Below are 17,619 nucleotides of genomic sequence, written 5' to 3'. Positions count from 1 at the left end.
GCTGAAACGGGGGGATGGCCGAACCGATTCGACTTGCCGCCCCGGGGGAACCCGAGGGCCTGTCCCTGCCGCAGAACATCGAAGCGGAGGCGGCGCTGCTCGGCGCGATGATGATCGACAACCGCGTCGTCGAAGACGTGATGATCAAGCTGCGCCCCGAGCATTTCTTCGAGCCGCTCCACGGCCGCGTCTATTCGGCGATCGCCAACATGGTCGGCGAGAACCTCGTCGCCAATCCGGTGACGCTGCGCCCGCTGTTCCAGGCCGACGAAGCGATGAAGACGCTCGGCGGGCCGGCCTATCTCGCCCAGCTCACCGGCAATCCGGCGAGCCTGATCGGCGCGCGCGCCTTCGCGGACCAGATTTACGACCTGGCGGTGCTCCGCGCGCTGGTGAGCGTGGGCCGCGACATGGTCGAGGGCGCGCTCGACACCAGCGAGGAAGTGAACCCGCAGAAGCAGATCGAGAGCGCCGAGATGAAGCTCTACGATGTCGCCGAGAAGGGCGGCACCGAGAGCGGCGCCAAGAGCTTCACCCGCGCCGCGGCGCTGGCGGTCAAGCAGGCCGAGCGCGCGATGAATTCAGGCGGCAGCGTGTCGGGCATCACCACGGGGCTGTCGGACCTCAACGCGATGACCGGCGGCATGAACCGATCGGACCTGATCATCCTCGCCGGTCGCCCGGGCATGGGCAAGACCTCGCTTGCGACCAACATCGCGTTCAACGCGGCGCGCCGCTGGATCGACGACAAGACGACTGGGATCGACGAGGAGAAGTCGATCGGCGCGCCGGTGGCCTTCTTCAGCCTCGAAATGTCGGCCGACCAGCTGGCGATGCGCATCCTTTCCGAGCAATCCGAGATCGTCTCGGAGAAGCTGCGCACCGGCGACCTCAGCCCGGCGAACTTCCAGAAGTTCGCGCGTGCCGCCGCCGATCTCGAGCAGCTGCCCTTGTTCATCGACGATACCCCGGGCCTGACGATCGCGGCGCTGCGCACGCGCGCGCGGCGGCTCAAGCGCCAGCACAAGATCGGCATGGTGGTGGTCGACTATCTCCAGCTGCTCCAGGGCAGCTCGCGCAGCCAGGGCGACGGGCGCGTGCAGGAAATCTCGGAGATCAGCCGCGGCCTGAAGACACTGGCGAAGGAGCTCCACGTGCCCGTGATCGCGCTCTCGCAGCTCAGCCGCCAGGTCGAGAGCCGCGAGGACAAGCGCCCCCAGCTCTCGGACCTTCGCGAATCGGGCTCGATCGAGCAGGACGCCGACATCGTGCTCTTCGTCTATCGCGACGAATATTATCACGACTTCAAGGCGCCCCCGCAGCCGGGCGACCATTCGACTGCCGACGAGATCCAGAAATACCAGGACTGGTTCGACCGCCAGCAGCAGATCGCGAACAAGGCGACCGTGATCATCGCCAAACAGCGCCACGGCGCGACGGGTTCGGTGGACCTGCGGTTCGATCGGCAGTTCACCAAGTTCAGCGATCTGGCTTGAGGCTGGCCGGCCCTCTCCCGTTTCGCGGGGAGAGGGTGTGGCATGGCAGTAGCTCTCAGGCTGCCTTGGGCGGCATCAGCGTCTCGCCGGTCTCGATCAGCGACTTCAAGTTCGAGAGGATCTTGGGCCAGCCGCCCGAGACTGCGCCGATGAACTTCGATTCGGCGCGCTCGATGCTGTGGGTGACGGTGAGCTTCACGGCGTCGCCCGCGGGCTCGAGGTCCATCGTGCAAAGCGACCAGCCCTCGGCATTGAGCTCGGGCGACCATTGGTTCCGCCAGCGGATCGCGAGGTGGCTGGGCGGATCGAAGGCCGTGATCTCGCCCGAATCGGCTTCGCGCCCGTCGGGGAACACCAGCCGCCACGGCGCGCCGACCTTCCACTCGGACTCGGCGCGCGCGCCCAGCCAATATTGCTGCGAGAAATCGGAGTCGGTCAGCGCCTCCCACAGCCGCTCGGGCGTGGTGCGGATGTAGGTGACGTAGAGGAAGCTGCTCTTCGGGGTATCGGTCATGGGTCTTCTCCTTCGAGGGATTGCTTGAGCGCGGCGAGCACGGCGAGGCGCTGCTGCTCGAACTTGCGGATCCAGCGCTCGGCGATGCCGTGGATCGGCACGGGATTGAGGAAATGGCGCTTCTCGCGGCCCTGCCGCCGGGTCGCGACGAGGTTGGCCGCCTCGAGGATCGCGAGATGCTTGGCGACCGCCTGGCGGGTCATATCGAGCCCGGCGCAGAGCTCGGCGAGCGACTGGCCGTCGGTCGCGTGGAGGCGATCGAGCAGCCGGCGCCGGCTGGAGTCGGCGAGGGCCTTGAAGATGTCGTCGTCGTCGGGCGGGTTCATATGGAACCGGATAGTTGCATGTTTGCAGATAGGCAACCGAAAAGTTGCATATCCGCGCTCCCCTCAACCGTCATCCCGGCGAAAGCCGGGACCCAGGGCAGCAAAGCGCGTCGCTCGTGACCCTGGGTCCCGGCTTTCGCCGGGATGACGGGTTTTGGCTAGGCCAAAGCTTCGCCCATCCGCCTTATCGCCAGGACCTTGTCGTTGAGCGGCTTCCAGTCGTCGCGCTGGTCGATCGCTGACCAGATCGCCTCGACTTCGTCGATCAGCATCGAGCAGGGCTCGTGGTCGCGCCAATAGGCGTGCACGCGCGTCTTGCGCGGGGCGAACTGGCCAAGCACCGACAGCGCCCCGTCGAACGCCTTCGGATAGGTCCGCGGCGCGATCCCGCCGAAGCAGTCGAAGAAGAATCGATCGATCGACTGCTTCGTCTCGTCGAGCGCACTCGCCGCAGCCTGGACCAGCGCCATGCTCTCCTCGGGCTCGCCCGGCACCAGCCCCAGCCGCCAGAAGAAGGCCTCGACCAGCGCGGCCTGATAGGCGTCGGGAAAGAGGTTCATCGCGCCGGTCAGCGCATCCTCGTCCCCGGTGATCAGCCGCAGCGAGGCGGCAAGCTGCATCACGTCCCAGAAGATCGCCTCGGGCTGGCGGCCGAAGGCGTAGAGGCCGCTGCGATCGAAATAGGCGGCGGTGAACCCCGGCTCCCAGCTTGGCGCGAACCGCCAGGGGCCATAGTCGAAGCTCTCGCCGGTCACGTTGATGTTGTCGCTGTTGAGCACGCCGTGGACAAAACCCGCGGCCATATACTGCCCCGCGAGCCGCGCGGTCCGTCGCGCGACATGCGCGAGCAGCTGCACCGCGGGCGCTTCGCCGGGTTCCTCGCCGTAGAAGTGGCGCAGGCAGTATTCGACGAGCCGGCCCATCGCCTCGCCCTCGTCATGATAGGCGAGCCGCTGGAAGGTGCCGATGCGGATGTGGCCGTGGCTCAGGCGCACGAGCACCGAGGAGCGGGTGGGCGAGGGCTCGTCGCCGCGGTGGAGCTGCTCGCCGGTCTCGACCAGCGAGAAGGTCTTGCTGGTCTCCACCCCCAGCGCCTCGAGCATCTCGGTCGCCAGGATCTCGCGCACGCCGCCCTTGAGCGTAAGCCGCCCGTCGCCGAAACGGCTGTACGGCGTCTGCCCCGATCCCTTGGTGGCGAGGTCGAGCAGCCTGCCGCGGTCATCCCTGAGCTGGGCGAACAGGAAGCCGCGCCCGTCGCCGATCTCGGGATTGTACACGCGGAACTGATGGCCGTGGTAGCGCAGCGCCAGTGGCCCCTCGAGGCTGTCCGGCAGCGGCTCGAACCGCGCGAAATGCCGGAGCCATTGCGCGTCGCTCAGTCCGCCCAGCCCGACGCGCTCGGCCCAGCGCTGGTTGCGGAAGCGCAGCGTCGCCTTGGGAAATTCCGCCGGCGCCACGGCGTCATAGAAAGGCTTGTCGAGCGCCTCGATCGCTCTCTCGGGCGTGAATATTGCCTTGCGGCCCTCAGGACTTGCTTGCGGTGCCATGGTCATCCGGCGATATGGGGCCGGATGGCAGATCGACGCAACCTCGCCTGGGCGGACGGCTATTGGTGGTCCAAGGACGGGCTTCGCCTCCACTATCGCGATTATCCCGGCCGCGCTGACCGCCCCGCGATCGTCTGCTTCCCCGGCCTCACGCGCAACGTGCGCGACTATGAGGGCGTGGCGAACCGGCTCGCGGGCGAGTGGCGCGTGATCCTCGTCGAGTTCCGCGGTCGCGGCGAGAGTGGCTATGCCAAGGACCCGATGACCTATGTGCCGCTCGTCTACCTCCAGGACGTCGAGGCGCTGTTCGCCGAGCTCGACCTGGCAAAAGTGGTGGCGTTCGGCACGTCGCTCGGCGGGATCGTCACGATGCTGCTCGCCGCGACCGATCGTGAGCGGCTGGCGGGCGCGCTGCTCAACGACGTCGGGCCCGAGCTCAATCCGATCGGGCTCGAGCGCATCCGCAGCTATGTCGGCAAGTCGGTGTGGTACCCGACCTGGATGCACGCCGCGCGCGCGCTCGCCGACGCCAATGCCGACGTCTATCCGAACTTCGACATCGAGGACTGGCTGCGCATGGCCAAGCGCCTCCATCGCCTCAACAGCCAGGGCCGGATCGTGCTCGATTACGACATGAAGATCGCCGAGCCCTTCCGCGTGCCGGGCAACGAGGCGGGCCCCGACATGTGGCCCACGCTCGACGGCCTGGCCGGCAAGCCGGTGCTGCTCGTCCGCGGCGAGCGTTCGGATATCCTGAGCGCCGCGACCGCGGAGCGGATGATCGAGCGCCTCCCCGGCTCGGAGCGGGTCACCGTCGCGGGTGTCGGGCATGCGCCGACGCTCGAGGAGCCCGAAGTCGTCGCGGCGATCGAGCGGCTGCTCGCCAAGGTCGACAACTACCCGGTCGCAGGCTGAGCGCGGATAGGCTAATCACCGCGCCCAGCATGGCGACCCCGATCCACATCCTCCACCTCCATTCGACCTTCAACCTCGGCGGCAAGGAAGCGCGCGCCGTGCGGCTGATGAACGCGTTCGGCGATCGCGCGCGGCACACCATCGTCTCGGCGACGCCCGACGAGCTCAACGCGCGCGACGCGATTGCGTCGGGGATCAAGTATGAGATCGCGCTCGATCCGCCGCCGCTGCTCGGCAAGCCCTCGGTCAGGCGCTACGAAGCGATCGCGCGCTTCATGCGGCGCTTCGACCTGGTGCTCACCTACAATTGGGGCGCGATCGACGGCGTGATGGCCGCGCGCGTGTTCGGCAAGGGCCTGCCGCCGATCGTCCACCACGAGGACGGCTTCAACGAGGACGAGGCGCTGCGGCTCAGCCCGGTGCGCAACATGTACCGCCGGATCGCGCTCCCGGCCGCCAATGCGCTGGTCGTGCCCTCGTACAAGCTCCAGCGGATCGCGACCAAGGCCTGGGGCGTGCCCGAGGACCGCGTGCGGCGCATCGCCAACGGCATCGCGGTCTCCGCCTATGCCGGAACGCCCGATCCCGATGCGATCCCCGGCTTCCGCAGGAAGGAGGGCGAGATCGTCGTCGGCACGCTCGCCGGCCTGCGTGCGGTCAAGGACCTGCCGCTGCTCGTCCGCGCCGTCGCCGGGCTCAACATGCGCGCCAGGCTGGTGATCGTCGGCGAGGGGCCCGAGCGCGAGGCGATCCTCGACCAGGCCGAGGCAATGGCGCTCACCGACCAGCTCGTGATGCCAGGCTTCCTGCCGGAGCCGCATCGCTACATCGGCCTGTTCGACATCTTCGCGCTGAGCTCGAGGAGCGAGCAGGCGCCCATTTCGGTGCTCGAGGCGATGGCTGCGGGCCTGCCGGTAGTGGCGCCCAGGGTAGGTGATATTCCCGAGATGGTTTCGCCCCCGAACGAAAAGTATCTTGCCCCGGAACGAACCGAAGTCCTGCTCCGCGACCGGATCGACCTGCTCGCGCGCTACCCCGAGGAACGCGCGTGGGTGGGCCGATCGAACCGGGAGCGAGCGCAAGCGTTGTTCGACGAGGAGAGGATGATTGCCGCTTATGCAGCGCTTTATTCCGACGCGATGGGACGGCCGGGGGTCCTGGCATAGGGTGCCCGGCGGAGTGATTCCGCTCGCTAAACTATCCGCTTCGGTTTACTCGGGCGATCAAGCTTTACTGGAGGAAATGTGTTCAAGGGTCTCAAGCCGATCATCTACGGTGGCCATGAAGTCTGGCCGCTGATCGAAGGCGGCAAGGGCGTCTCGGCCACCAACCATGCCTCGGCGGGCGCCTGGGCGGCCGCGGGCGGGATCGGCACCGTCTCGGCGGTCAATGCGGACAGCTATGACGCCGAGGGCAAGATCATCCCCCAGATCTATCGCGCGCTCACCCGCCGCGAGCGCCACGAGGAACTTATCCAATACGCGATCGACGGCGCGGTCCAGCAGGTCAAGAAGGCCTTCGAGATCGCCGGCGGCAAGGGCGCGATCAACATCAACGTGCTGTGGGAGATGGGCGGCGCCCAGCGCGTGCTCCACGGCGTGCTCGAGCGTACCCGCGGCATGGTCGCGGGCGTTACCTGCGGCGCGGGCATGCCCTACAAGCTCAGCGAGATCGCCGCGGGCTACAACGTCTCGTACCTGCCGATCGTGAGCTCGGGCCGCGCTTTCCGCGCGCTGTGGAAGCGGGCGTATTCGAAGGCGCAGGAATGGCTCGCCGCGGTGGTCTATGAGGACCCCTGGCTCGCCGGCGGCCACAACGGCTTGTCGAACGCCGAGGACCCGCGCGCGCCCGAGGATCCCTATCCGCGCGTCAAGGCGCTGCGCGAGACGATGCGCGAGGGCGGCATCCCGGACGACGTGCCGATCATCATGGCGGGCGGCGTCTGGTACCTCCGCGACTGGAACGACTGGATCGACAATCCCGAACTGGGACAGATCGCCTTCCAGTTCGGCACGCGCCCGCTGCTCACCCAGGAAAGCCCGATCCCCGACGGCTGGAAGGCCAAGCTGATGGAGATCGAGGAGCGCGAAGTGCTCCTCCACCGCTTCTCCCCGACGGGCTTCTACTCCTCGGCGGTGCGCAACCCGTTCCTGCGCAATCTCGAAGCGCGCAGCGACCGGCAGATCGCCTATTCGACCGAGCATGCCGGCGATCACACCTTCCAGCTCGACGTGGGCGTGAAGGGCAAGAACTTCTGGGTGACGCGCAACGACCTGCTGCGCGCGCGCGAATGGTATGGCCTGGGCTTCACCGACGCGCTCAAGACGCCGGACAACACTTTGGTGTTCGTGACGCCCGAGGAGCGCACCGTGATCCGCAAGGACCAGGCCGACTGCATGGGCTGCCTCAGCCAGTGCGGCTTCTCGAGCTGGGCGGACAATGAGACCAACTCGACGGGGCGCTTGGCGGATCCGCGCAGCTTCTGCATCCAGAAGACGCTGCAGGACATCGCCCATGGCGGCGATACCGACCAGAACCTGATGTTCGCCGGCCACGCCGCGTACAATTTCAAGCGCGATCCGTTCTACTCGAACGGCTTCGTGCCCACGGTGAAGCAGCTCGTCGACCGCATCCTGACGGGGGATTGACCCCGGGCCTGACGGGCGACCGACCCCAAAGCCGTGAACCAACAGGCGTCATCCCGGCGAAAGCCGGGACCCAGGGCCGCGAGGGAAGTCCTTTGCAACCCTGGGTCCCGGCTTTCGCCGGGATGACGATTTTGCTCTTGGGTGGCGCGAGCCCTACCGCTTCCGGCTCAATTCCCGCATTGCCTCGTCGAGCCCCGCCAGCGTCAGCGGGTACATCCGGTCGGTCATCAGCTCGCGGAGCAGCCGGATCGACTGGGTATAGCCCCATTGCGCTTGCGGGATCGGATTGAGCCACACCGCCGCCGGATAGGTGTTCGTCAGCCGCTGCATCCACACTGCGCCCGGCTCCTCGTTGAAATGCTCGACCGAGCCGCCCGGGTGGCTGATCTCATAGCCGCTCATCGAGGCATCGCCGACGAAGATCAGCTTATAGTCGTGGCCGTATTTGTGGAGCACGTCCCAGGTGGGCGTGCGCTCGGTGAAGCGGCGGCGATTGTCCTTCCACACGCCTTCATAGGGGCAGTTGTGGAAATAGAAGAACTCGAGGTTCTTGAACTCCGCCGTCGCCGCCGAGAACAGCTCCTCGCAGAGCTTGATGAACGGGTCCATCGATCCGCCGACGTCGAGGAAGAGCAGCAGCTTGACCGCATTGTGCCGCTCCGGGCGCATGCGGATGTCGAGCCAGCCCTGGCGCGCGGTGCCTTCGATCGTGGCATCCAGGTCGAGCTCGTCGGCCGCGCCTTCGCGGGCGAAGCGCCGGAGGCGTCGCAGCGCGATCTTGATATTGCGGGTCCCTAGCTCGCGGGTCGAGTCGAGGTTCCTGTACTCGCGCCCTTCCCACACCTTGATCGCGCGGCCCTGCCTGCTCTCGCCGCCGATCCGCACGCCCTCGGGATTGTAGCCGCCGTTGCCGAACGGTGAGGTACCGCCGGTGCCGATCCACTTGCTCCCGCCCTCGTGGCGCCCCTGCTGCTCCTCGAGCCGCTTCTTCAGCGTCTCCATGATCTCCTCCCAGGAGCCGAGCGACTTGATCGCTTCCATCTCCTCGGGGGTCAGGAACCGCTCGGCGACCGCCTTGAGCCAGTCCTCGGGAATCTCCGCCGGCGCCACGCCATAGGTCGAGGAAATGCCCTTGAAGACCTTGGCGAACACCTGGTCGAACCGGTCGAGCAGCCCTTCGTCCTTCACGAAGGTCGCGCGGGCGAGATAGTAGAACGCCTCTGGCGTGCGCTCGATCACGTCGCGGTCGAGCGCTTCCAGCAGGACCAGATGCTCCTTCAGGCTGGCGGGGATGCCGGCGGCGCGCAGCTCGTCGAGGAAGGAGAAGAACATGCGCGCCGGTGTGTCACAATCCGGCCGCGCGCGCGAGATGCCCGATCGCCAGCCCCGCCGAAAACAGGAAGAAGAAGGTCAGCGCCACCAGCGCACCCATCGCGATCAGGAAGGGCAGGGTGCGTGGGCGGACCAGCGTCGCCATGCCCGGGCTCCAGCCCGCCTTGGCGCCGGGGTGGATCATCGTCACCAGCGGCAGCAGCAGCGCCACCAGCGGCCCGCCGACCAGCAGGAAGGGCGAGCCGAGCAGCGCCGGATCGGGCACCGTCAGGCCGACGCCGTGACGGAGCAGCAGCAGCGTCAGCCAGCCGAGCGCAGGCAGCACGAGCAGCGCGGGCACGAACAGCTTCACCGCGAGCGGCACCGGCGGCCACAGCCAGTTGGGTCCGTCCTCGCGCCGGGTCAGCTCGCGCACGTCGACGTCGAGCGCCGCCGCCACCGCCAGCGCGGTCTCGGACGCGAACCCCTTGCCCGCCTCGAGCCGCTGGACCGTGCGAACGCTCACCCCCGCCGCCTCGGCCAGATGCTCCTGCGTCCACGCCTTGGCTTCGCGCAACGCCTTCACTCGCTCACCGCACATCGATCGTTCCTCCTGATTGGCGGGGCGAGGTTGGAGCGGGGAAGGCCGGCGCGCCACGTCAGCGGCCCGCCACTGGCGCTTCGTCGCGCTCGTAGAGCTTCCAGGGCAGGCCGGAGAGCCCCGTCGGGCGCGCGCCGGCGATCTCGTGGTAGCGCGACCCGCAGCGCGTCGCGACCGCGGGGAAGGGATCGCCGCCGTTGCGGTCGAGGTAGAGGAAACGCGTCGCGGGGCAGGGGGCCTCGACGATCCGGATCGGATAGCGCCGCGCCGCCACGCCCGCCTGCAGCACCGCGGCCGAGCGCGAAAAGCCGACCGCGACCTCGGCGCCGCCGGGCGCGCGCGCGACCATCGCGTCGATCGCCGCGGCAGGGTCAGCGCGGCGATTCACCGCGATCCGCCAGTCGGTGACCAGCGAGGCGACGATCACCACCGACAGCGCGACGATCACCGGCCAGCGCCAGCGATAGCCTGCCGCCAGCCGCGGCGCGGTGTGCACCGCCGCAAGCATCACGGCGCCCATCCCGCTCAGCAGCAGGTAGCGCGGCGCGCCGCTGTTGCCGAGCTGGAGCAGGACGACGCCGACCGGGATCAGCAGCGCGAACAGGAAGAACGACCGGTCGCGCGCCACGCCCGCGGCATCGCCGGGGCTGTCGGGCGGGGCGAGCAGCACCAGCGCCGCGACCAGCGCGACGGGTCCGCCGAAGGTCGAGAGCATCAGCGCCCCCAGGCCTTCGCCCAGCTTGGCGAAGGTGAAGGGCGTGTAGGAGCCGACCTGGAGGCCCGTCCCCGCCGCATGCGCCGCGCCCAGCACCACGCCGATCGCGAGTCCCGCGGCGAGCGCCATCGGCGCCAGCACCCGCGCGCCGTCGACCAGTGCCCGCTTGGGCTTGCGGCTGCGCAGCAGCGCCCAGCCGACCCACAGTCCGATCGCAACCAGCCCGAACACGCAGGTCAGCTGCGAGAACATGCCCATCAGCACCGCGAGGAACAGCGGGATCGCCGGCACCCGCGCGCTGGTGTCGTCGAGCCAGCGCGCGGTCAGCAGCACCGCGATCAGCAGGAAGAACAGCATCGGCGCATAGCCGCGCGCCTCGGCGCCATAGGTCACCAGCAGCGGCGAGATCGCGAACAGGATCGCCGCGGTCACTGCCGTGCCCGCGCTCTGCCGCGACGCGATCAGCGCCGCGAGCGGGATGCTGAGCGTGCCGGTTGCGATCGACAGCCCGCGCTGCACGACCGGCGAAGCGTCGAGCCCGACGAGCTGGAGCCACAGCGTGTTGAGGTGGTGGTTGTTGTCGTGGTTGATCCGCAGAAACACGCCGAGCGCGGTGCCCACCTCCTGCGCATTCACTGCCGACCAGGCCTCGTCGAGCCATAGGCCCCCGCGCGCTGCGGCGATGCGCAGCCCGAGGCCCGCGAGCGTGATCAGCCCGACGGCGATCCAGTCGCGGCGCGGCTCATCGCGCATCGCGCGCTCCGCGGTGGATCGTCGAGACGAGCACGAAGGAAATGATCATCAGCAGGTACCAGGCTCCCAGCTTGGCGGGCGACACCAGGGTCCAGCCCTTCTCCTGGCCAGGATACATCCAGGCGCGCGAAAAGGTGCCGATATTCTCGGCGCCCCAGATGAACAAGGCGACGAGGAACCAGCCGCTGAGCAGCGGCATCCAGCGCGGCCTGCGCCACACCGTGAACCACACGCGCGTCCGCCAGAACAGCAGCACCGTCGCGGCGAACAACAGCCAGCGCGCGTCGGGCAGCCAGTGATGGGTGAAGAAGTTGGCATAGATCGCCGCGGCGAGCAGCCAGGTCGCCCGATGCGGCGGATAGGGCTCGAAACGGAAGTCGAAGATTCGCCAGATCCGCGCGATATAGCTGCCCACCGCAGCATACATGAAGCCCGAGAACAGCGGCACCCCGCCGATCCGCAGCAGGCTCGGCTCGGGATAGAGCCACGATCCCTGGCTGGTCTTGAACACTTCCATCGCCGTGCCGACGACATGGAAGGCGAGGATCACCTTGGCTTCCTCGAGGCTCTCGAGCCGGAAGGCGAGCATCGCAACCTGGATCAGCACCGCGGCGATCACCAGGAAATCGTAGCGCGCGAGCGGGGCTTGCGCCGGATAGAGCAGGTGCGTCGCGAAGAGCAGCGCCAGCAGCAGCGCGCCGAACAGGCAGGCCCAGCCCTGCTTGAACCCGAACAGCAGGAACTCGAACAGCCACGCCCGCCACCCCGGCCGCGGCGCATAGGCTTCCAGCCACGCGCGCACCGCAGCGAAGCGGGTGGCGCCGGCGACCTCGGGCGTGACGCGGGGCGGCGGCAAGCGTCAGGGCTTGGCGGCGACGGGCGGCGGCGGCTGGCGCTCGACGTGCGGCAACTCGGGGTCGAGATGCGCCCAGTCCGGTGCTTCGCCGGTCCAGATCAGCGTGCTGGGCGCAAGGCCATGGCCCTCGTCGAGGAAGCCGATGCGGACGCTGCGATACTGCGGCCGCGCCGAGCTCTCGCCCATCACATGCGTGCCGCAGCGCGGGCAGAAATGCTGGCTGAGCTGGTTGCCGCTCGCCGCGACATAGCTGCCGTGCGCGAGCTCACCCCGAAGCGCGATCCCCGTGGTCTCGAACATCGCGTTGGTGGTGCCGGATCCGGCCGCGATCTTCTGGCACTGGCGGCACCAGCATTGCCGCACCGCGATCGGCTCGCCCTCGATCGTCGCGGTCACCGCGCCGCACGCGCACTGCCCGGTGTAGGTCATCGCGTCACTTCCCCTGCTGCCGCCGCGCCATGAAGGCGAGCCGTTCGAACAGCATCACGTCCTGCTCGTTCTTGAGCAGCGCGCCATGGAGCGGCGGGATCGCCTTCGACGGGTCGCGCGACTGGAGCACGTCGAGCGGCATCGCTTCGTGGAGCAGCAGCTTCAGCCAGTCGAGCAACTCGCTGGTCGAAGGCTTCTTCTTGAGCCCCGGTACCTCGCGGATGTCGTAGAAGATGTCCATCGCCTTGGAGACGAGGATCTTCTGGATGCCGGGGAAATGGACGTCGACGATCGCCTGCATCGTCTCGCGATCGGGGAACTTGATGTAGTGGAAGAAGCAGCGCCGCAGGAAGGCGTCGGGCAGCTCCTTCTCGTTGTTCGAAGTGATCACCACGATCGGCCGCTCGGCGGCGCGCACCGTCTCGTTGGTCTCGTAGACGTGGAATTCCATCCGATCGAGTTCCTGGAGCAGGTCGTTCGGGAATTCGATGTCGGCCTTGTCGATCTCGTCGATCAGCAGCACGGGCACCTGGGGGCTGGTGAAGGCGTCCCAAAGCTTGCCGCGCCGGATATAGTTGCCGATGTCGTGGACGCGCGGATCGCCGAGCTGGCCGTCGCGAAGCCGCGCGACCGCGTCATATTCATAGAGCCCCTGCTGCGCCTTGGTGGTCGACTTGACGTTCCACTCGATCAGCGGCGCGCCGACTGCCTTGGCGATCTCATAGGCGAGCACGGTCTTGCCCGTCCCCGGCTCGCCCTTGACGAGCAGGGGGCGGCGCAGCGTGACCGCGGCGTTGACCGCGACCTTCAGATCCTCGGTCGCGACATAGCTCTGGGTGCCCTGGAAACGCATCGGTGGTCCTTTGAAACGGACCGTTTGCGTACCGGGAAGGCGGGGGCGAGCGCAAGCCGCCCGCCTGAAAATCAATGGTGCGCGCGGGCGGAGGCGCGGACCTCGAGCAGGTCGAACAGCGCGCGGTGCTGCGCGAACAGCTGCTGCGCGCCGAACAGCATCGCGCGCTCGACGCTGGGTTCGCGCGCGAGCGCGTCGACCACGGTGACCGTCTCCTCGGAAAGCGGCAGGCCGCAGGGCGGCGGCGTGAGCCCAAGCCGTTCCGCGGCGCTGTCGAGCACCGGGCGGATCGCCAGCCAGTCCAGCGCGAGCGCGAAGGCGGCGCCGCTCGCGCAGCCGCTGCGATCGGATTGGGCGAGCATGTCGAGCGCGTGGCGCTGCGCCGCCGCGGCGGCTTCGGCCTCGGCCTGGCCGGGCGTGCTCGGCAGCGGGCCGGCGGCAGCGACGAGGCGGACGAGATAGGCGCGTTCGGTGACGAAGGCTTCGGCGGCGGTTTCGAGCCAGCCATGCTCGCCCGGCAGGTGCGCATGGTCGAGCGCGAAATCGACCACGCCGGGGTGGCGGCCGTGGAGCAGGCAGAGATAATGCGCCGCGTCCGCGAGGTCGCGGAGCGGCTCGGGCGTGCGGGCGAGGCGCTGCAGCCAGCGGTGGTTCACCGTGCCGTCCGAAGCGGCCAGTGCCCCCATCGCCTGCCACGCGCCGCCGAGCCGCGCAATCTGGACCGAATCGAACGCCATAGGCCCCCAGAAGAACCGAAAGCTGCCACCCGCTGGCGGCAGTGACCTCTCATGCCATCCGGGAATATACCAAGGCGCGTAAAGACGTGGTTTATGCGCAGTTTACCTAGGTCGAAGCGCGTTGTTCCAGAACGAGACGGAGGATGACTGCGGTTAATTCTTTGGAGGCATCCAAAAATACCTTTGCACAACTGGAACGATCGGTCGTGGCGGGTGGCTCACGGTTCCTTGCAATGTAGGATTTCGCCTGCTTGGCTCGGCGCGCCGGGTTTCCTGGCCGCTCTTTGAAACTGTCGGGGCCAGATGGAACAATGACGCGCGATTTCGTTCGGTTCGTACCGATCCGACTGCCGGATCGCGGCGACGGGTCGTGACTCTTGTGACTCTTCAGGTCGGGCGCGACGCCTCGGCGAGGGCATGCTCCGGACGGTTCAGGACGGATTCAGCCGGGTGGCGCTGCTATGGCGCGGCGATCGGGCGAGGGGGAACGCATGCGCAAGGTGATCGGGCTGGCGACCGCGGCGATGCTGCTCTGCGCGGCGGGGCAGGACCAGGCTCCGTCGCGAGACGAGCTCGTCGTTTCGCCGGACGAGCTCGTGGCGAGCGAAGTCGAGGGCGAGCCGGCGCAGCTGCACATCGTCTCGGCCGGGCCCGACCGGCTGGTGCTCAACCAGGCCTTCGTGACCCGTCACGGCCTCTCCCCCGCCGGGATCATGGGCCGCGCCGACCTCTCGGTCTCGGGCCGTCGCGAGTTCAAGGGCTACAACCGCCCGGTTCCCTTCGCGGTCGGCGGCAGGCGCCAGCGGACGCGCGCCTTCTGGTTCGTCGGCGCGCCGCCGAGCGTGGGCGACGGTTCGGTCGGGCCCTGGGTCCTGCCGCAAAGCAAGGTGACCTTCGTCCTCGCCCCGCTCGCCGCCGGGCAGGGCCGCTACGACATGCCGCTGACCGGCGGGATCGATTCGGCGAGCCTCACCGGCTGGAAGGAAGCGAGCTTCGGGATGACGGTGGCGTTCGACCTCGACTCCGCCGAGCGCTACCCCGTCGCGACGGCGGCGGCCGGCGCGGCGATCGCCGCGGCCTATGGCGGCACGCTGAGCGGCCCGAGCTGGGACTTCGAGGTTGGCATGGGGGTCAGGCGCCCGGTGCGGTTGATGACGCTGGCGCGGCCCTTCGCCATGCCGCCCTTCGCGTTCACGCGGATCGCGGTGCGCGTGCGCGACCGGGTCGACGAGGCCGGCCGCGGCGAGGCCATCCGCGAGGAAGGGCAGGTCGACGATCCCGACGAGATCGTGGTGACCGCGAACTGGAAGGGCCGCCCGCCCGCCTTCGGCCTCACCATCCCGCGGCCCGCGCTGGCCGCCTGCGCGAGGCTCAGCTTCGACAAGGCGGCGAAGCGGGTTTCGCTCTGGTGCAGGCCGTCGCAGGGTTGATGTCGAAGTAACTGATAATAGATCGGTTACGATGCCTGAGACATGACTCCATAATCGTATGATGAATATTTGACTCCATCTCGATCGGGACGGAAGCTCCCCAGGTCGGATCCCGGTATTGGGCGAGTCGCAGCTCGATCCGATCGATAATCGATCTTGCGTCCACACATCGCTATCGAACGGAGAACGGAAAATGGCTAGTTTTCCCGGGGCTGTGCTGCGCCCAAATCTTGGCGACATCCTGCGCGATCGCTGGAACGTCCCCGACTGGGAACGCGACTTCACCTGGTGGCGCCCGCCCGCCGAGTGCCGCATCCTGATCTACACCGACAGCACGATCATGCTCCAGGGCGGCTCGTTCCAGGGCCTGACCTACGTCAAGACACTGCTCGAGACCCACGCCTATTTCTACGTCGACTTCAAGGTCGACGTCTGCAACCGCGACGGCTTCGATCCCAGCGCCACGGTGAGCCCGGGCACGCCGAAGAAGCTCACCGACCTCGACATCATCAACAAATACGACCAGATCTGGTTCTTCGGCATCACCGGGGGGAACGGCAACTTGACCCCGGGCGAGCTGACCTTGCTCGACCAGTTCATGGCCGCGCCCAAGTTCGGCGGCGTGCTCACCACCGGCGACCATGCGAACCTGGGGCAGGGGCTCTGCGGCCAGATCCGCCGCGTCAAGCAGATGCGCCAATATCCGGCGCCGCCCAACTCCCCCTATGACTGGAACACCACGATCGTGCAGCGTCCGCCGGTGATGGGCGAGCCCGCCGATCCCGATCCACCTGCCGACTTCTTCAACTTCGACGACCAGTCGGACGACATTCCGCAGACGATCCGCTGGCGCCGCTACAGGACCGGCATCTTCTATTCGCGCCCGCACCCGGTGCTGTGCGGGCCCGACGGACCGATCAACTATCTCCCCGACCACCAGCACGAAGGCGAAGCGCTGGCGCCGTCGGTCGGCGGCAATGCCGACTGGCCGACCGGGGCGGGCGGGCAGGAGCCGCCGCAGGTCATTGCCTGGGGTCGGATCAAGGACCCGACCGCGACCAAGCACGGCCAGGAGATCGGGGTGATCTCCGCCTACAACGGCCATATGGTCGACGTCGGCCGCATCCTTGCGGACTCGACCTGGCACCATTGGTTCGACATCAACCTGATGGGCCTCTCGGGCTCGCCGGCGCCCTATACCGGATTCGGCTCGACGGCGGCGGGGCAGGCGGCGCTCAAGCAGATCGACGCCTATTTCCTCAACGTCGGCGTCTGGCTCGCCCCGCCTTCGGTGCAGAGCGCGATGCGCCAGGCGGCGTGGTGGTCGATCGTCTGGCAGGACATCATCGTCGAGCTCACGCCGGACACGCCGCTGCGCATCCTCGGCCGCTACGGGCTCGACGCGCTCGGCCGCCGCGCCTCGCGCTGCGCGGTGTTCGACTGGGTGCTGCCCAAGGAACCGATCTACAAGCCCAAGATCCCCTGGTGGGAATGGCGGATGTGGCCACCCGAGCTGATCTATACCGACGTGCCGATCGAGCAATATGTCGCCGGCGGCATCGTCCGCGAGCTGATCACCAGCTTCGGGCTGCACAGCAAGCGTTCGATCAAGGAGGGCCCGCCCGCAGCGAAGGAGCTCGACGCGGCGCTCGCCAAGGGCACCGACGCCGGCGTGGCGGCGCTCACCGAGGACCTCAAGCGCGAGACCGGGCTGGTCTCGAAGCTGATCGAGGGTGGCTTCAGCACGAAGCGCATCCGCGGCTGAGACGAAAAGGGCGCTGCTCCGGCCTCCCGGAGCGGCGCCCATTTCCGTCGATCATCCTCGATTACTGGTCGAGGAAGGAGCGCATCTTGCGGCTGCGGCTCGGGTGCTTGAGCTTGCGCAGCGCCTTGGCTTCGATCTGGCGGATGCGCTCGCGCGTCACGCTGAACTGCTGGCCGACTTCCTCGAGCGTGTGATCGGTGTTCATGCCGATGCCGAAGCGCATGCGCAGCACGCGCTCCTCGCGCGGCGTGAGCGAGGCCAGCACGCGGGTGACCGTCTCCTTGAGGTTCGCCTGGATCGCGGCGTCGACCGGGATCACCGCATTCTTGTCCTCGATGAAGTCGCCCAGGTGGCTGTCTTCCTCGTCGCCGATCGGCGTCTCGAGGCTGATCGGCTCCTTGGCGATCTTCATCACCTTGCGGACCTTCTCGAGCGGCATCGAGAGCCGCTCGGCCATTTCCTCGGGCGTGGGCTCGCGGCCCTGCTCGTGGAGGAACTGGCGCGAGGTGCGGACCAGCTTGTTGATCGTCTCGATCATATGGACCGGGATGCGGATCGTCCGCGCCTGGTCGGCGATCGAGCGGGTGATCGCCTGGCGGATCCACCACGTCGCATAGGTCGAGAATTTGTAGCCGCGGCGATACTCGAACTTGTCCACCGCCTTCATCAGGCCGATGTTGCCTTCCTGGATCAGGTCGAGGAATTGCAGGCCGCGGTTGGTGT

The 17,619-nt window shown here is 67.9% G+C and carries 17 protein-coding genes; 6 read left to right on the top strand and 11 right to left on the bottom strand.

Annotated elements, in window-relative coordinates; all coding sequences use genetic code 11:
• The first annotated feature begins 14 nt into the window (after positions 1-14).
• Complete coding sequence (locus tag J7495_RS07565) at positions 15-1,496, top strand: replicative DNA helicase (protein ID WP_294055868.1); 1,482 nt, start codon at positions 15-17, stop codon at positions 1,494-1,496.
• Between the two features lie 55 nt (positions 1,497-1,551).
• Here J7495_RS07565 and J7495_RS07560 read toward each other — a convergent pair whose 3' ends face one another.
• The 3 genes from J7495_RS07560 to J7495_RS07550 form a co-directional block, all read right to left on the bottom strand.
• The gene (locus tag J7495_RS07560) at positions 1,552-2,010 is read right to left on the bottom strand and encodes an SRPBCC family protein (RefSeq protein ID WP_294055867.1); all 459 of its coding nucleotides are present in this window, start codon (positions 2,008-2,010) and stop codon (positions 1,552-1,554) included.
• Positions 2,007-2,336 (bottom strand): metalloregulator ArsR/SmtB family transcription factor, encoded by a 330-nt coding sequence (locus tag J7495_RS07555; RefSeq protein ID WP_294055866.1) that lies wholly within the window; start codon positions 2,334-2,336, stop codon positions 2,007-2,009. The genes J7495_RS07560 and J7495_RS07555 overlap by 4 nt, the downstream gene beginning before the upstream one ends.
• Positions 2,337-2,494: 158 nt before the next feature.
• Complete coding sequence (locus tag J7495_RS07550) at positions 2,495-3,889, bottom strand: protein adenylyltransferase SelO family protein (RefSeq protein WP_294055865.1); 1,395 nt, start codon at positions 3,887-3,889, stop codon at positions 2,495-2,497.
• An 18-nt stretch (positions 3,890-3,907) separates the two neighbouring features.
• Here J7495_RS07550 and J7495_RS07545 point away from each other — a divergent pair, with 18 nt between their 5' ends.
• The 3 genes from J7495_RS07545 (at position 3,908) to J7495_RS07535 (ending at position 7,446) form a co-directional block, all read left to right on the top strand.
• A complete protein-coding gene (locus tag J7495_RS07545) occupies positions 3,908-4,798 on the top strand; it encodes an alpha/beta hydrolase (protein ID WP_294055864.1) in 891 nt (296 codons plus the stop codon).
• 29 nt (positions 4,799-4,827) lie between these two features.
• Positions 4,828-5,964 carry a glycosyltransferase family 4 protein gene (locus tag J7495_RS07540; protein ID WP_294055863.1) on the top strand — a complete coding sequence of 379 codons (1,137 nt, stop codon included), beginning with the start codon at positions 4,828-4,830 and terminating at the stop codon, positions 5,962-5,964.
• 78 nt (positions 5,965-6,042) lie between these two features.
• Positions 6,043-7,446, top strand: coding sequence for a nitronate monooxygenase (locus tag J7495_RS07535; RefSeq protein ID WP_294055862.1), 1,404 nt, complete (start codon positions 6,043-6,045; stop codon positions 7,444-7,446).
• 153 nt (positions 7,447-7,599) lie between these two features.
• Here J7495_RS07535 and J7495_RS07530 read toward each other — a convergent pair whose 3' ends face one another.
• From J7495_RS07530 to J7495_RS07500, 7 genes are all read right to left on the bottom strand, one after another.
• A complete protein-coding gene (locus J7495_RS07530; protein ID WP_294055861.1) occupies positions 7,600-8,778 on the bottom strand; it encodes a VWA domain-containing protein in 1,179 nt (392 codons plus the stop codon).
• A 13-nt stretch (positions 8,779-8,791) separates the two neighbouring features.
• Positions 8,792-9,358 carry a helix-turn-helix transcriptional regulator gene (locus tag J7495_RS07525; protein ID WP_294055860.1) on the bottom strand — a complete coding sequence of 189 codons (567 nt, stop codon included), beginning with the start codon at positions 9,356-9,358 and terminating at the stop codon, positions 8,792-8,794.
• Between the two features lie 58 nt (positions 9,359-9,416).
• A complete protein-coding gene (locus tag J7495_RS07520) occupies positions 9,417-10,826 on the bottom strand; it encodes a hypothetical protein (RefSeq protein ID WP_294055859.1) in 1,410 nt (469 codons plus the stop codon).
• The gene (locus J7495_RS07515; RefSeq protein ID WP_294055858.1) at positions 10,816-11,682 is read right to left on the bottom strand and encodes a DUF817 domain-containing protein; all 867 of its coding nucleotides are present in this window, start codon (positions 11,680-11,682) and stop codon (positions 10,816-10,818) included. Before J7495_RS07515 ends, J7495_RS07520 begins: the two co-directional genes overlap by 11 nt.
• A gap of 3 nt (positions 11,683-11,685) precedes the next feature.
• Positions 11,686-12,111: a GFA family protein gene (locus tag J7495_RS07510; RefSeq protein ID WP_294055857.1), complete on the bottom strand. Its 426-nt coding sequence runs from the start codon at positions 12,109-12,111 to the stop codon at positions 11,686-11,688.
• Between the two features lie 4 nt (positions 12,112-12,115).
• Positions 12,116-12,964 (bottom strand): MoxR family ATPase, encoded by an 849-nt coding sequence (locus tag J7495_RS07505; protein ID WP_294055856.1) that lies wholly within the window; start codon positions 12,962-12,964, stop codon positions 12,116-12,118.
• Between the two features lie 71 nt (positions 12,965-13,035).
• On the bottom strand, positions 13,036-13,701 hold the full coding sequence (locus J7495_RS07500) for a hypothetical protein (protein WP_294055855.1): 666 nt from the start codon (positions 13,699-13,701) through the stop codon (positions 13,036-13,038).
• 491 nt (positions 13,702-14,192) lie between these two features.
• Here J7495_RS07500 and J7495_RS07495 point away from each other — a divergent pair, with 491 nt between their 5' ends.
• Both J7495_RS07495 and J7495_RS07490 read left to right on the top strand, forming a co-directional pair.
• Positions 14,193-15,131, top strand: coding sequence for a hypothetical protein (locus tag J7495_RS07495; protein WP_294055854.1), 939 nt, complete (start codon positions 14,193-14,195; stop codon positions 15,129-15,131).
• Between the two features lie 193 nt (positions 15,132-15,324).
• A complete protein-coding gene (locus J7495_RS07490) occupies positions 15,325-16,896 on the top strand; it encodes a hypothetical protein (protein ID WP_294055853.1) in 1,572 nt (523 codons plus the stop codon).
• Positions 16,897-16,957: 61 nt separating this feature from the next.
• Here J7495_RS07490 and rpoD read toward each other — a convergent pair.
• Positions 16,958-17,619 (bottom strand): RNA polymerase sigma factor RpoD (gene rpoD, locus J7495_RS07485; RefSeq protein WP_294055852.1); only part of this gene is annotated, 662 nt, incomplete at its 5' end.

This window comes from Sphingomonas sp. (assembly GCF_017745215.1).
In the GTDB taxonomy this organism is placed as follows: Bacteria; Pseudomonadota; Alphaproteobacteria; order Sphingomonadales; family Sphingomonadaceae; genus Sphingomonas.
The sequence above is the reverse complement of the archived record's forward strand: the minus strand, read 5'-3'. Positions and strand labels throughout refer to the sequence as shown.

Excerpts from the sequence above, each read along its gene's own strand:
- J7495_RS07540 (WP_294055863.1), top strand. The coding sequence starts at position 4,828 with ATGGCGACCCCGATCCACATCCTCCACCTCCATTCGACCTTCAACCTC.
- J7495_RS07560 (WP_294055867.1), bottom strand. The coding sequence starts at position 2,010 with ATGACCGATACCCCGAAGAGCAGCTTCCTCTACGTCACCTACATCCGC.
- J7495_RS07530 (WP_294055861.1), bottom strand. The coding sequence starts at position 8,778 with ATGTTCTTCTCCTTCCTCGACGAGCTGCGCGCCGCCGGCATCCCCGCC.
- J7495_RS07505 (WP_294055856.1), bottom strand. The coding sequence starts at position 12,964 with ATGCGTTTCCAGGGCACCCAGAGCTATGTCGCGACCGAGGATCTGAAG.
- J7495_RS07565 (WP_294055868.1), top strand. The coding sequence starts at position 15 with ATGGCCGAACCGATTCGACTTGCCGCCCCGGGGGAACCCGAGGGCCTG.
- J7495_RS07525 (WP_294055860.1), bottom strand. The coding sequence starts at position 9,358 with ATGTGCGGTGAGCGAGTGAAGGCGTTGCGCGAAGCCAAGGCGTGGACG.
- J7495_RS07550 (WP_294055865.1), bottom strand. The coding sequence starts at position 3,889 with ATGACCATGGCACCGCAAGCAAGTCCTGAGGGCCGCAAGGCAATATTC.
- J7495_RS07510 (WP_294055857.1), bottom strand. The coding sequence starts at position 12,111 with ATGACCTACACCGGGCAGTGCGCGTGCGGCGCGGTGACCGCGACGATC.
- J7495_RS07545 (WP_294055864.1), top strand. The coding sequence starts at position 3,908 with ATGGCAGATCGACGCAACCTCGCCTGGGCGGACGGCTATTGGTGGTCC.
- J7495_RS07520 (WP_294055859.1), bottom strand. The coding sequence starts at position 10,826 with ATGCGCGATGAGCCGCGCCGCGACTGGATCGCCGTCGGGCTGATCACG.
- J7495_RS07500 (WP_294055855.1), bottom strand. The coding sequence starts at position 13,701 with ATGGCGTTCGATTCGGTCCAGATTGCGCGGCTCGGCGGCGCGTGGCAG.
- J7495_RS07495 (WP_294055854.1), top strand. The coding sequence starts at position 14,193 with ATGCGCAAGGTGATCGGGCTGGCGACCGCGGCGATGCTGCTCTGCGCG.
- J7495_RS07490 (WP_294055853.1), top strand. The coding sequence starts at position 15,325 with ATGGCTAGTTTTCCCGGGGCTGTGCTGCGCCCAAATCTTGGCGACATC.
- J7495_RS07555 (WP_294055866.1), bottom strand. The coding sequence starts at position 2,336 with ATGAACCCGCCCGACGACGACGACATCTTCAAGGCCCTCGCCGACTCC.